This window comes from Thermostichus sp. MS-CIW-26, from assembly GCF_054059115.1.
Genome location: NZ_JBSSBV010000028.1, coordinates 22,230 through 35,203, shown reverse-complemented (window position 1 = coordinate 35,203; position 12,974 = coordinate 22,230). Strand labels below are relative to the sequence as shown.

Annotated in this window: 11 protein-coding genes; 4 read left to right on the top strand and 7 right to left on the bottom strand. The window is 58.9% G+C overall.

Annotated features, from left to right (window positions below; translation table 11 throughout):
- Positions 1 to 96 precede the first annotated feature (96 nt).
- The 3 genes from ACVWZU_RS09910 to rpoD form a co-directional block, all read right to left on the bottom strand.
- Positions 97 to 882, bottom strand: coding sequence for an adenosylcobinamide-GDP ribazoletransferase (locus ACVWZU_RS09910; RefSeq protein ID WP_238376764.1), 786 nt, complete (start codon positions 880 to 882; stop codon positions 97 to 99).
- Positions 879 to 1,157 (bottom strand): hypothetical protein, encoded by a 279-nt coding sequence (locus tag ACVWZU_RS09905; protein ID WP_011433785.1) that lies wholly within the window; start codon positions 1,155 to 1,157, stop codon positions 879 to 881. The genes ACVWZU_RS09910 and ACVWZU_RS09905 overlap by 4 nt, the downstream gene beginning before the upstream one ends.
- Before the next feature lie 93 nt (positions 1,158 to 1,250).
- Entirely contained in the window at positions 1,251 to 2,462 is a 1,212-nt protein-coding gene (gene rpoD / locus ACVWZU_RS09900) for an RNA polymerase sigma factor RpoD (RefSeq protein ID WP_011433786.1), read from the bottom strand.
- 279 nt (positions 2,463 to 2,741) lie between these two features.
- Between rpoD and ACVWZU_RS09895 the strand changes: the two genes are divergently transcribed.
- Positions 2,742 to 2,867, top strand: coding sequence for a hypothetical protein (locus ACVWZU_RS09895; RefSeq protein ID WP_457444647.1), 126 nt, complete (start codon positions 2,742 to 2,744; stop codon positions 2,865 to 2,867).
- Between the two features lie 240 nt (positions 2,868 to 3,107).
- Positions 3,108 to 6,782 (top strand): methionine synthase, encoded by a 3,675-nt coding sequence (gene metH / locus ACVWZU_RS09890; RefSeq protein ID WP_457444645.1) that lies wholly within the window; start codon positions 3,108 to 3,110, stop codon positions 6,780 to 6,782.
- 330 nt (positions 6,783 to 7,112) lie between these two features.
- On the opposite strand, the gene ACVWZU_RS09885 is transcribed toward metH, so the two are convergent.
- Positions 7,113 to 7,904 (bottom strand): ABC transporter permease, encoded by a 792-nt coding sequence (locus tag ACVWZU_RS09885; RefSeq protein WP_011433789.1) that lies wholly within the window; start codon positions 7,902 to 7,904, stop codon positions 7,113 to 7,115.
- Positions 7,905 to 8,364: 460 nt separating this feature from the next.
- Here ACVWZU_RS09885 and ACVWZU_RS09880 point away from each other — a divergent pair, with 460 nt between their 5' ends.
- A complete protein-coding gene (locus ACVWZU_RS09880; RefSeq protein WP_457444643.1) occupies positions 8,365 to 9,129 on the top strand; it encodes a TIGR03943 family putative permease subunit in 765 nt (254 codons plus the stop codon).
- 22 nt (positions 9,130 to 9,151) lie between these two features.
- Here ACVWZU_RS09880 and apcB read toward each other — a convergent pair whose 3' ends face one another.
- Both apcB and truB read right to left on the bottom strand, forming a co-directional pair.
- On the bottom strand, positions 9,152 to 9,655 hold the full coding sequence (apcB, locus tag ACVWZU_RS09875; protein WP_011433791.1) for an allophycocyanin subunit beta: 504 nt from the start codon (positions 9,653 to 9,655) through the stop codon (positions 9,152 to 9,154).
- Positions 9,656 to 9,894: 239 nt separating this feature from the next.
- The gene (gene truB, locus ACVWZU_RS09870; RefSeq protein ID WP_457444641.1) at positions 9,895 to 10,809 is read right to left on the bottom strand and encodes a tRNA pseudouridine(55) synthase TruB; all 915 of its coding nucleotides are present in this window, start codon (positions 10,807 to 10,809) and stop codon (positions 9,895 to 9,897) included.
- A gap of 85 nt (positions 10,810 to 10,894) precedes the next feature.
- Between truB and ACVWZU_RS09865 the strand changes: the two genes are divergently transcribed.
- Complete coding sequence (locus ACVWZU_RS09865; RefSeq protein ID WP_457444639.1) at positions 10,895 to 11,911, top strand: DMT family transporter; 1,017 nt, start codon at positions 10,895 to 10,897, stop codon at positions 11,909 to 11,911.
- Between the two features lie 22 nt (positions 11,912 to 11,933).
- On the opposite strand, the gene trpS is transcribed toward ACVWZU_RS09865, so the two are convergent.
- Complete coding sequence (gene trpS, locus ACVWZU_RS09860; RefSeq protein WP_457444637.1) at positions 11,934 to 12,929, bottom strand: tryptophan--tRNA ligase; 996 nt, start codon at positions 12,927 to 12,929, stop codon at positions 11,934 to 11,936.
- Between the last annotated feature and the right edge of the window lie 45 nt (positions 12,930 to 12,974).

The window sequence follows — 12,974 nt, the reverse complement described above, 5'->3', positions numbered from 1 at the left end:
ACTCCGTCCCGCTAACGCGAATGGAAACAAACAGAATGCTATCGCTGCATAGTTGAACAGTGATGTTCAGCAGTGTTCAGCGTAAATGTATCAGATTCATGATGGCCCAATAAGGGATCCCCACAGCAATGCTATCGCTTCTGACCATTCCACCGTAGCTCCGTAGGTATCGCCCGTGTGTCCTCCCAACTGGCGGTAGATCCAGTAGCCCACGGCCCAAGCCCCCAGGGCGGATCCCAGCGTCCAGAGCAGCAAAGGGGGCCAAGCCAAGATCCCAGCCCAGCCCAACCCCCCGGTGATGGCCAGCACAAGCAGAGTGCCCGGCCACAGGGATCCCGGCAGGGAAGTGGAGTCTTTGAGGAAGCGGGCGGATCCCTGCTCGCGCAGGTAGGGGTACAGGGCAATGGCGAGCAACTGGCCCCAACGCCCCCAGGCGGGCACCAGCAGCAAGAGGGGCCAAGCTCGAACGCTGCTCAGGGCAGCAAATTTCAGCAGCAGCAGCAGCACCAAGGCCAGTACCCCATAGGCCCCGGTGTGGCTATCGCTCATCACCTGCAGACGGCGACGGGATCCCTGCAAGTCAGATTTTTGCCCATCCTCAGTTGACCGTTCCGGATCCCCTTTGTAAGGATTCTTGTGGACATTGATCGCCAAGCCATCGGCAGTATCGGCCACCCCGTCCAGGTGCAGCCCACCGGTCAAGAGAACCCACAGGGCCAAGAGCAAAGCGGCCCGCACCGGATTGGGGAAAATCTGCAGCAGGATCCCAGCCAGGGAGAGGATCCCGCCCAGCAACACACCTACCCCTGGCAGCCAGGCGGCAATGCCCTCAAACGGCAAGTCTCCGACCCACCCCAGAGGCAGGGCCGTGTAGAAAGTCAAGGCTGCCCAGAAGCGCCGCAATCGCTCAGTCCTTGAGTCTGTGTAAAGGGATCCGCCAATCCAGCCCTCTGGGAGAGAAAATAGGAATCCTTGCGAACGGTGCGCCCCACCACAATGGTGAGCTTGACAATGGTGAGCTTGGCCACCAACGCTCCGATGGCGCCCACCGCGGCCAACACCAGAAAGAGGGCTGCTTTTTCAGAAAGACTGGGATCCGCGGAGTCTGGTTCGAGTTCATGCTGAAGATCCTCCATCGCGCGGGTTGGCAGTTCCAACTCAGTCTGCCTTAGGGGGCCGGGAACTCTCTTGGATCCTAAGCAGTGATCCCTTGCCCCGGCTCTCTATCGAAGCTGGAACAGACCGCAGAGTTAGCGGATGTATTCCTTCAACACGCTGTTGCGGTTGGGGTGGCGCAACTTGCGCAGAGCCTTAGCCTCAATCTGCCGGATTCGCTCACGGGTGACATTAAAGATCTGGCCGATTTCCTCGAGAGTTTTCATGCGGCCATCATCCAAGCCGTAGCGCAACTTCAACACATCCCGTTCGCGGGCGGTGAGGGTTTCCAAAACGCTTTCCAGATCTTCTCTGAGCAAGACTTTGGCCACCCGATCCTCCGGCGTCTCCCCATCCGACTCGATAAAGTCTCCCAGCCGAGAATCCTCTTCCTTGCCGATGGGGGTTTCCAAAGAGATGGGAAGCTGGGCCGACTTGGCGATAAAGCGCAACTTCTCGATGGTGATCTCCATGCGGGTGGCGATCTCCTCTTCGGTGGGCTTGCGGCCCAATTCCTGGGAAAGCAACTTGGTTACCTTTTTGATGCGGGAGATCGTCTCGTAGAGGTGGACAGGCAGGCGAATGGTGCGGGATTGGTCGGCAATGGCGCGGGTGATGGCCTGTCGAATCCACCACGTCGCATAGGTGGAGAACTTGTAGCCCTTCTCGTGGTCGAATTTCTCGGCTGCCCGAATCAGGCCCAGGGATCCCTCCTGAATCAAATCCTGAAAAGACAGGCCCCGGTTCATGTACTTTTTGGCGATGGACACCACCAAACGCAGATTAGACTGCACCATCTTTTCTTTGGCCCGCCGCCCCCGATGCAACCGCCGCCGAAATTCCGGCAAGGACATCTTGACCTCTTCTGCCCAGAGGGTGTCCGGCACCTCTTCTGGGTCTGACCAGAGGCCCATACGCTGAAAAACGGCCTCGCGAGCGCGCTCTAGCTCCAGCAGATCGGCAATTTTTCGGGCTAGCTCGATTTCTTCATCGGCCCGCAGCAGCCGGATACGCCCAATTTCTTGCAAATAGACCCGGATAGAGTCATCGGTGTAGGGCTTTTTCTTACTGGCCGCCTTGCGCTTTGAGCGACCTTTGGCACCGGCGGCGGCAGTCTCTCCATCCTCCTCTGCTGCCTCTTCGTCGTCGTCATCCTCATCAAAAGCATCAGTGTCACCGGTATCCAGTTCGCTCTCGAGGGTATCTGTCTCCGTGTCCAACTCCAGGGTGCCAGAAGGTGGATTTTCCAGATCCGATTCGAGAAGAGCTGTTTTACCCGATTTCACCAATTCCTTTGCTTGAGCCATGCTGAGTTCCTCGTGATCCAAATCACAGACAACTAAAGGTGACTAAGGAAGCTTAGACGCCAAAGGGAGAGGAGCAAGTTGCAGCTCTGCTGCATCCCACAACGCCAGAGTGAGGGAGCCGATATCCGCAAGCCAAAGCCTGACTTGCCCTAGGCCAGCCTGCCCGCTTCTGAATAACCGATTGCTCGGGTCAATCTGGAAGCAGATATCGCTCATGGAGCTCAACTGAACTGGCGCAAGACTCGTCTTGATGGACGGGGCCTCTCGAGGTGGCGAAAGGTGGATCTTTCTCTTCGCCAATCCTGCGACGAGGTGCGAGGCACTTCACTGGGGGGGCGGAACATTCAGCACCTCAACCACTCCAACCCGCGAGGAGAAGATCGCTCTACAGCAGGCGACAAGTGACCCTGGGAGGAACACTTGCGAGCAACTGTAGCCGTTCACACCAAAACGTCTTCCCTAAATTAGCCCGACCTGGGGGAAACAGCAACGGGGCAGGCAAAGAAAATGTTAAATTCGCCTCAACAATGGCCAGAATGGAAGCCCTGGCCAGGGATCCACCCTTCGGCCTAGTCCGAGCAAATGGCTCGATGCTAACTTAAATCAGACTCTAGGTCGATGACACCCTGCCTGACTTTGACTTCTATGACCCATCCCTTCCTGCAGCATCTTCAGGAACGTGTGATTGTCTTTGATGGGGCGATGGGCTCCTCCCTGCAAGCCCAGAACCTGACCGCAGCGGATTTTGGTGGGCCGGAGCTGGAGGGCTGCAATGAGATGCTGGTGCTGACCAAGCCGGAGGCGGTGGAGCGGGTACACCGCGGCTTTCTGGAAGTGGGGGCAGACGTCATCGAGACCAATACCTTTGGGGCTACCTCCATTGTTTTGGCCGAATATGGGATCCCGGAAAAAGCCTACGAGCTGAACGTGGCGGCGGCGCGACTGGCCAAGCGGGTAGCAGCCGAGTTTGCGACGCCGGAAAAGCCCCGTTTTGTGGCCGGCTCCATCGGCCCCACCACCAAGCTGCCCACCCTGGGGCACATCAGCTTTGATGAGATGCGGGCTGCCTACGAGGAGCAGGTGCAGGGGCTAGTTGACGGTGGGGCGGATCTGCTGATCATCGAGACCTGCCAGGACATTTTGCAGACCAAGGCGGCCCTGGTGGCCGTGCAGCAGGAGTTTGCCCGACGCGGGATCCGCCTGCCGGTGGTGGTGTCCCTGACCTTTGAGGTGCAGGGGACAATGCTGGTGGGCACGGAGATCGGGGCGGCTTTGGCCATCCTGGAGCCCTATCCCATCGATGTGCTGGGCCTCAACTGCGCCACCGGCCCCGACAAAATGGTGGAGCACATCCGCTACCTCTCTCGGCATTCCCCCTTTCCCATCTCCTGCATCCCCAACGCTGGCCTGCCGGAAAACATCGGCGGCAAAGCCCACTACAAGCTTACCCCGGAGCAGTTGCGCTTCCACCTGGAGCATTTTGTGCGGGATCTGGGGGTAGCGGTGGTGGGAGGGTGTTGCGGCACCCGTCCCGAGCACATTGCCGCCTTGGTGGAAGCTGTGCAGGGGCTGCGGCCTAAACGCCGCTCCGTCGAGCGCATTCCCGCTGCTGCCTCGATCTACACGCCCCAGCCCTACCTGCAGGACAACTCGTTTTTAATCATCGGCGAGCGCCTCAACGCCAGCGGCTCCAAAAAGATGCGGGAGCTGCTCAACGCCGAAGACTGGGACGGCCTGGTGGCCCTGGCCCGCGAGCAGGTGCGGGAGGGATCCCATGTGTTGGATGTCAACGTGGACTATGTGGGCCGGGATGGGGTGCGGGATATGCGGGAGCTGGTCTCGCGGCTGGTTACCCAAATCCCAATTCCCCTGATGCTGGACTCCACCGATTGGCAAAAGATGGAGGCGGGCCTCAAGGTGGCGGGGGGCAAGTGCCTGCTCAACTCCACCAACTACGAGGATGGGGAAGAACGTTTCCTAAAGGTGCTGGAGCTGGCCAAAACCTACGGCGCCGGGGTGGTCATCGGCACCATCGACGAAGAGGGCATGGCCCGCACCGCCGACAAGAAGTTCCAGATTGCCGAGCGGGCCTATCGCCAGGCGGTTGAGTACGGGATCCCGCCCTACGAGATTTTCTTTGACCCTTTGGCCTTGCCCATTTCCACCGGCATCGAGGAAGACCGTAGCAACGGAGCAGCCACCCTGGAGGCCATCCGCCGTATCCGCCAGGCTTTCCCGGAGACCCACATTCTCTTGGGCATTTCCAACATCTCCTTTGGGCTCTCGCCGGCAGCCCGCGTGGTGTTGAACTCGGTGTTTTTGCACGAGTGCCGCGAGGCCGGCCTGGATGCCGCTATCGTCAGTGCCGCCAAGATCCTGCCCCTGAACAAGATCCCCGCAGAGCAGCAGCAGGTGTGTCGGGATTTGATCTGGGATCGGCGGCAGTTTAACGCCGTTCGCGTTAGCGGGACGGAGTCCTCGGGCATTTGCACCTACGATCCTCTGGCGCGGCTGACGGAGCTGTTTGCGGGCGTTTCCGGGAAGGAACTGCGCTCTGGCGGATCTTTTGCAGATTTACCCCTGGAGGAGCGGCTGCGGCGGCACATCATCGACGGCGAGCGGATTGGCCTGGAAGAAACCTTGGCAGAGGCGCTGCAGAACTATCCCCCCCTGGAGATCATCAACACCTTTTTGCTGGATGGCATGAAAGAGGTGGGGGAGCTGTTCGGTGCCGGCAAGATGCAACTGCCCTTTGTGCTGCAGTCGGCAGAAACCATGAAAGCGGCGGTGAAATACCTGGAGCCCTTCATGGAAAAGGTGGGAGGGGAAGTGTGCAAAGGCACTCTTTTGATTGCCACCGTCAAGGGGGATGTCCACGACATCGGCAAAAACTTGGTGGACATCATCCTCACCAACAACGGCTACAGGGTAATTAACTTGGGCATCAAGCAGCCGGTGGAAAACATCATCGAAGCCTATGAAAAGAGCAAGGCCGACTGCATTGCCATGAGCGGCCTGTTGGTAAAATCCACCGCCTTTATGAAGGAGAACTTGGAGGTGTTTAACGAGCGGGGCATCACGGTTCCCGTCATTTTGGGAGGGGCTGCCCTCACCCGCCGCTTTGTGGAAGAAGACTGCCGCAAGACCTACAAAGGCCAGGTGATCTATGGCCGCGACGCCTTCGTCGATCTCCACTTTATGGATCGGCTGATGCAGGCCAAAGCTGCCGGACGCTGGGACGACCGGCTGGGTTTTCTGGATGACTTGGAGCAGGGATCCCCCTCTGCCAATGGCCAGAAAGAGGCTTCTTGGGTTCCAGAGGAAACGGATCCCAGCCTGCCCCCTGCGGAGACCACCGTGGGAGCTGCTCCCGCCCTCACCCTCTCCGAGTCCCAAGACACCCGCCGCTCTGAAGCCGTTGCCCTGGAGACCGAGCGACCCATCCCGCCTTTCTGGGGATCCAAACTTCTCGCCTCGGATCAGATCCCCTGGCCGGAAGTCTTCTTCTACATCGACAAGCAGGCCCTGGTGGCCGGACAATGGCAGATTCGCAAGCCCCGCGACCAGTCGGCGGAGGAGTTTGCCGAGTTTATCGCCACCCAGGTGGAGCCGGTGATCGAGCGCTGGAAAGAGCGGATCCTGGCAGAAGATCTGCTGCACCCCCAGATTGTCTACGGCTATTTCCCGGCGCAGGCGGAAGGAAATACTCTAATCCTGTTCGACCCGGCCAGCTTCCCGGAGCTGTTTGCCCTGGAGCCAGGCTCCACCACCTATTTCCAACTGCCCACGGTGGAGCGCCCGCAACTCTCTCCAGGGGTGCGGGAATTGGCCCGCTTCACCTTCCCCCGCCAAAAAACCGGCCACCGCTACTGTATCGCCGACTTCTTCGCCGCTCGCTCCACTGGCCTAGTAGATGTCTTCCCCATGCAGGCGGTCACGGTAGGGGCAGAAGCCACCGCCTATGCCCAGCGCCTCTTTGCCGAGGGCCAGTACACCGACTACCTGTATTTCCACGGCCTGGCTGTGACCCTGGCGGAAGCCCTGGCGGAATGGTGCCATGCCCGCATCCGGCGGGAGCTGGGGTTCGGCCACGAAGATAGCCCCGACATCCGCAAGATCCTGCACCAGGGCTATCGGGGATCCCGCTATAGCTTCGGCTATCCCGCCTGCCCCAACATTGCCGACCAACGGGTTCTGCTGGAGCTGCTCCAGGCCGAGCGCATTGGCCTCACCATGGACGAAAGCGATCAATTGGATCCGGAACAGTCCACCACCGCCATCGTTGCTTACCATCCGGCAGCCCGCTACTTCAACACTTAGGCTTAGCTTGTCGGGGTGTGGGGGTAGCTAAGCCCCGCACTGTACTCGTAGAGTCAGTGTCGGGATACAGATACCCCCACATGGTGTATGATGGGAGTACTTGCACAAAACGGCTTTTGCCGGAATCTGGTGCAACTACGCGGTAGGGCATTCCGTGTCTGCTCGTGGAGGGTTCTTGCGTAGGCTCCCCGATGAAGCGAGAAGCCCACGCTGTACCCGTAGGGTCAGCGATGGGAGTATGTCACGCCCTCATCTCCAACCTCTCTCAGGGGGAGAGGGGGAACTGTCGAGAACGGCTAGCGGGATCCCAGGCGGGAGCGGCTGTTCGCGTCAGCGGTGCGGAGCACTCCGCAGGGGGAAGCCCACGACCAAGATCAAGGTAACCAGAATGATCAAGGTGGAGAGGGCATTGATTTCCGGGGTAACTCCTCGTCGCGCCGTGCTGTAGATCAAAATTGGCAAGGTCAGGCTCTCCGGCCCACTGGTAAAAAAGGAGATGACAAAATCATCTATCGAAAGGGTAAAAGCCAGCAAAGCGGCAGCTTGGATCCCTGGCATGGCCAAGGGCAAGGTGACATAGCGTAGCTTTTGCCAGGTGTTTGCATAGAGGTCATAGGCTGCTTCTTCCAGGGCGGGATCCAAAAGTTGGAGACGGCTGCGCACCACAATAGCCACAAAAGCAATCTGAAACGTAATGTGGGCCAAGATCATCGTCCCCAAGCCCAGCTCAAAGAGGCCCGTGTAAAAGCGCACAAACTGGTAGAACAGCAGCAGCGCGATGGCCATCACAATATCGGGGACGATCACCGGCAACAGCATCAGCCCCTGCAGGATCTTTTTACCGGGGAAGCGATAGCGATACAGCCCATAGCCCAGCAGGGATCCCAGCAGCGTGCTGACCAGCGTGCTGACCAACGCCAGGACGAGGGTATTTTGCGTGGCCTGCCAGACCAGGGCATTCTGAAACAGGGAAAGGTACCAATCGAAGGTAAAACCTGTCCACGCCAGGCCAAAGCGGGCTCGGTTAAAGGAGTAGACGGCGATCAGCAGAATTGGCAGGTAGAGAAAGCCATAGATGGCATAGCTCACGCCCCGCAGCCAGGTGGGTATCCTTGCCAACATTCGGACAACATTCGTGTGTGGTATCTCAGTTGTCTCTATCCCACTGTAGAGCAGACCGCCAAAATTGCAGCAACTCCCTAGGCTTTATACATCAGCCTGCAACCCTGTCTATCACGCCAAAGTCCGTGCCAATGTGAGGTTATCTGTGGCTGGATTTGTTGAATTGATGATGGGATCCCTGAAGCTGTAAAGACGGCAATCAAAGAACGTGAGCCAAACGAAATGTTTTGCTGTTCGCGTTAGGGGGACGGAGTCCTTGCCTTATTCGGGCAACCCGATACCTGTGACTGGGAAATTGGCAGCACAGGCATTCCCCAACGCCGGCAGTGGGCACTTCCGCGAGGATTGCTAAACTTAGGCTCGGAGTGGTGTGAAAAAGCTGCAACCCATGCCCAAAAGCAGTTCTGGTCGTCTTCGAGAAAAACAAAATCCAGAGGAACCGCACGCGAAAACCAAGGGTATGTCTCGGCCTGTCGGTCGCGTCAGCGGGACGGAGTCCAAACCGTTGCGGTGGGGCAATACAGCCTACTGGGAGGCGGTTGGGTTGATGTTGCTAGGGATCCTGCTGATCGTCTATCGCTGGCGGGGCACCCTGCTGATGTTGATCAATCCCGGCTATGTGAATGTGGCGCTGTTGGCCGGGCTGTGTCTGTTGGGCTTGGGGATTGGCCGTTGGCGAGGAGCCAAAGTCCCTTCTTCTGAAGTCCATTCCTCGCTACTGGGGCCGCGGCTGGGCGCAGGACTGTTGATCCTGACGGCCCTGCTGGGGTTTTGGGTCGAGCCACGCCCGCTCTCCAGCCAAACTGCCCTCAACCGAGGGGTATCTCCCTATCTGGGGGTATCTCGTAGCCAGCCGCAGGCTTTTCGCCCCAAGCTCGACCCGCGTCAGCGAACTCTGCTGGACTGGGTGCGCACCTTGGATGTCTACCCGGATCCCTACACCTATGAAGACCAGCCGGTGCGGGTGCAGGGGTTCGTCATTCCCGACAAGCGACCCGACCACTTTGTTATTGCCCGGTTTTTGGTTAGCTGCTGTGCTGCCGATGCTTACCCCGTGGGCTTGCCGGTGCGCTGGCCAGAGGCAGAACAGTTAACTGCCGACAGTTGGCTGCGTCTGGAGGGGCGCATGGCCGTGGAGCAGCGGGATGGCCAATCTCAGTTGGTAATCGCTGCCGAGCAGGTGGAGCCGATACCGGTGCCGCCAAACCCCTATGCCGACGAATAAGAGCAGGCGCTTAGATATCGGTTTAGATATCGGTTTCGCTCAGCTTGGCGCTCAGGTAATCGAAGGGCTCGGCCACAAAGCTATAGTCTTCGCCGGAGCCAAGCAGCTCCAGGGTGCGGGTTTTCATGTTTTGAATGCCAATCACCGTCGGGGCGATGGGCACGCCGAGGGAGTTGTAGGTCTCCCGCAAGCCCGCCAACACCCGCTCATCCAGAATGCTGTTATCGGCAGCCACCAGCGCGTAAGAAGCGTAGCGCAAGAAGTAGTCCATATCCCGCAAACAGGTGGCATAGCGGCGGGTGGTGTAGGCGTTGCCTCCCGGACGGATGAGATCCGGCACCTGGGCGAACATGGCCGCAGCAGCCGTTTTGACGATATCCACCGAGTTGAGATTGATCACGTTTACGGCCTTGATGCGCCGCAGCCCCGAGTCATAAAAAGCCTTGAGCGCATCCATTGCCTCCCGATCCAAGTAGCGGCCCGTCAGGTCGTAGGTTTTGATCAGTGTGGTTACGGCATCCCGCATATCCCCAGCTCCATTCTTGTGACTTTATTTTGTAAAGTAGCTTGAGATGAAAAAATGAGAAGAGATTTTGCCGGGCAACATCCAAAGGTCAACCTTGGAAAATCGAGCCAGAGCCCGGCAACGGCGACGCTTCAGGCTCCCCTTCGCCCTCAGAAGTTTAGCATGCAGGGGTTTCTTTCCCGCTTCCCCCTGAGACAATGGCAAATGTTGTTACGAAAATGTAACTTTTCTGCAACACTCTAGGGATCCGGCGACAACACCCGCAGCGGCTTGAGCTGACCTGCCTGACCGTACCCCAAGCCCAAAAACTTGCCCTCCTCATCCAGCACCCGCAAAGTAGGGGCACCGATAATGGGCCGGTCGAGGGGAATGGCCTGACCCTGCAGCCACTGCTCCGCTTTGGCGGAAGAGAGTTCTACTGCCTCCCAATCGGCAAATCCCCACTCAATGGGCAACAGGGCGGCAGCGGGATCCGCGGATCCCTGCCATTTCTCCAGGGGCAGGCTTTCTGCGATGCGAAAGGGGCCACTTTGCAGCCGTCGCAGCCGGCTCATCAGCCCTCCACAGCCCAATTTTTCCCCCACATCGCGGGCAAGGGCACGAATGTAGGTGCCGGGGCCACAGGCAACTTCCAGATCCACTTCCGGAAAGTCTCCGGCTCGCCAGCCCAGGATGCGCAGTTGCCGAATAACCACCCGCCGCGGCTCCAACTGGAGTTCTGCAGCCTCTACGCCGGCCCGGGCCAACTGGTAGAGCTTTTTCCCCTGCCGCTTAAGGGCGCTGTAGAGGGGCGGTACCTGCCAGATCTCGCCGGTAAACTCCCGCAAACACTGCTCCACCTGCTCGCGACTCAACCCAGGACAAGGGGATCCCAACCGGATCTGCCCTTCAGCATCGTCGGTGTCGCTACGCTGTCCAAATCGGAAGGTTGCTTGATACACCTTATCTCCCGACAAAAACGACAAAAAGCGTGTCGCTCGCCCCACCGCAATCGGCAAAACCCCCGTTGCCGCCGGATCCAAGGTGCCCCCATGCCCCACCTTGCGGGTGCGCAAGACCCGCCGCACCACTGCCACACAGTCGTGGGAGGTGAGCCCCGCCGGCTTGTCCAGGTTGAGAAAGCCCTCCAGGGATCCCATGCCAGGCATCAACATGAATCAATTAGTAGTTAAGATTTGTAACTGAACTGCTCCAGCGCTTAACATGGGGTTAACTTCCGTCTCTGAGTTTGAAGCACCCATGGCCCAGTCTGACCTGTCCTCTCAGCCTATCTGGCAACGCCTCCTGATGATTGCCCCCTTTTTCCTGTGGGGCTCAGCAATGGTGGTGATGCGAGACGCCCTCTCCGAGACCACCCCCCTCTTTATTGCCATTCTGCGGTTGTTGCCGGCAGGGATCCTGGTTCTGGCCTTTCGGCTCTGGCAGGGGCGGGGCTCTGCGGCCTCTCACGCCTGGCATCCCAGAGGGCTGCGCGGCTGGCTATGGGTGTTGGCGTTTGCGCTAGTGGACGGCACTTGTTTTCAGGGATTTTTGGCCCAAGGGCTGAAAGAGACAGGGGCAGGCCTGGGATCCGTGCTCATTGACTCGCAGCCGCTGGCGGTGGCTCTGATGGCCACCTGGTTTTACCGCGAGCGGATGGGATCCCTGGGCTGGCTGAGCCTGGGGCTGGGAGTTTTCGGCATTGGCCTCATCGGCCTATCCGGTGGGGGATCCCTGCAGTTGGGGGCCGGCGTCGTTTGGATGTTGATGGCCTCCCTGTCGATGGCCATCGGCACCGTGATGATGCCCAAGGTGGCGGAGGTGGCGGATCCGGTGCTGGCGACGGGCTGGCACATGGTGTTGGGCAGCCTGCCCTTGATCCTGCTGTCGGGACTGACGGAGACTCAGCAATGGCAACACCTGAGCGGAACCCACTGGCTGGGCCTTCTCTACGCTTCGGTGATGGGGAGCGCCTTGGCCTATGCCCTCTTCTTCTATTTCGCCTCCCAGGAAAACCTCACCGAGTTCAGTTCCCTGACCTTCCTCACCCCCATCTTTGCCCTGCTGTTTGGCAGCACCTTTCTGGGGGAATCGCTGACGCGGCTGCAATGGCTGGGAGTGGGCATCACTCTGGTCTGTGTGTACTTGATTAACCACCGGCAAGAATGGCAGGAGCGCCTCCACCTGGGCTGGAAAGGGATCCTCTCAGAGCTGGGTTTAGACTGGCTGGTGAGCGCCTTGAGCACCGTCGAGATCCGCGATGGCAACCCCGACTGATCAAAGCTTGGGCAGGGATCCCTTAGGGGGGCAAGAACCCCATAGCCTCTCTCACCGTTTTTAGCGTTTGCTCGGCGATGGCCCGGGCCTTAGCGGCATTCTCCCGAATCAGAACGAGCAGGTGGTCGGGGTTGCTCCACAGTTCCCGGTAGCGCTGCTGAATGGGCTGCAGGGCGGCGATGATGCTGTCGGCGAGGAGGGGCTTGAACTGTCCCCACCCCATCTCGGCACACTCAGCCGCCACCGCCTCCTTGCTTTTGCCGGAGGTGAGCATGTAAATCGTCAACAAATTGTGGGCTTCGGGACGAGCCGGATCGTCAAAAGTAATGCCCCGAATGGGGTCGGTCTTGCATTTTTGGATCTTCTTGCGGATGGTATCCGGGTCATCCAGCAGATGAATACGGCTGAAATCCGAGGGATCCGACTTGGACATCTTCCGCGTACCATCGGTTAAGCTCATTACCCGCGCCCCCTCCGGACGAATCAGGGCCTCCGGGATCAGAAACACCTCTCCAAAACGGTCATTGAAGCGGCGGGCAATATCCCGACACAGCTCAATATGCTGCCGCTGATCCTCCCCCACCGGCACATACTTGGGCTGGTAGAGCAAAATATCTGCCGCCTGCAAAATCGGGTAGCTGAACAAGCCAACGCTGGTCTCCTCCCCCTGTTTTTCCTTCTTCTCCTTGTATTGGATCATGCGCTCCGCCCAGTTCATGGGGGTGATGGTGTTGAACAGCCAGGCCAGCTCCGTATGGGCAGGCACATGGGACTGCACGAACAGCACACAATGCTCCAGGCTGAGACCGCAGGCCAAATAAAGGGCAAACAGCGAACGGGTTCGCTCCCTCAGCAGCTTGGGATCCTGAGGAACGGTGATGGCGTGTTGATCGACGATACAAAAAAAGTTCTCGTAGTGCTCCTGCTCGGCCACCCAGTTTTTAATTGCCCCCAAGTAGTTGCCCAAATGCAGTTCGCCAGAGGGCTGAATGCCAGAGAGGGTGCGCGGCTTGGCCATAGGGAAAGCAGATCTCAAACGCCAACAAGACGGAGGACAAGAGCA

What these genes read in the sequence shown, in the direction of transcription:
- rpoD (WP_011433786.1), bottom strand. Translation starts at nt 2,462, where the DNA reads ATGGCTCAAGCAAAGGAATTGGTGAAATCGGGTAAAACAGCTCTTCTC.
- metH (WP_457444645.1), top strand. Translation starts at nt 3,108, where the DNA reads ATGACCCATCCCTTCCTGCAGCATCTTCAGGAACGTGTGATTGTCTTT.
- ACVWZU_RS09885 (WP_011433789.1), bottom strand. Translation starts at nt 7,904, where the DNA reads ATGTTGGCAAGGATACCCACCTGGCTGCGGGGCGTGAGCTATGCCATC.
- ACVWZU_RS09880 (WP_457444643.1), top strand. Translation starts at nt 8,365, where the DNA reads ATGTCTCGGCCTGTCGGTCGCGTCAGCGGGACGGAGTCCAAACCGTTG.
- apcB (WP_011433791.1), bottom strand. Translation starts at nt 9,655, where the DNA reads ATGCGGGATGCCGTAACCACACTGATCAAAACCTACGACCTGACGGGC.
- truB (WP_457444641.1), bottom strand. Translation starts at nt 10,809, where the DNA reads ATGTTGATGCCTGGCATGGGATCCCTGGAGGGCTTTCTCAACCTGGAC.
- ACVWZU_RS09865 (WP_457444639.1), top strand. Translation starts at nt 10,895, where the DNA reads ATGGCCCAGTCTGACCTGTCCTCTCAGCCTATCTGGCAACGCCTCCTG.
- trpS (WP_457444637.1), bottom strand. Translation starts at nt 12,929, where the DNA reads ATGGCCAAGCCGCGCACCCTCTCTGGCATTCAGCCCTCTGGCGAACTG.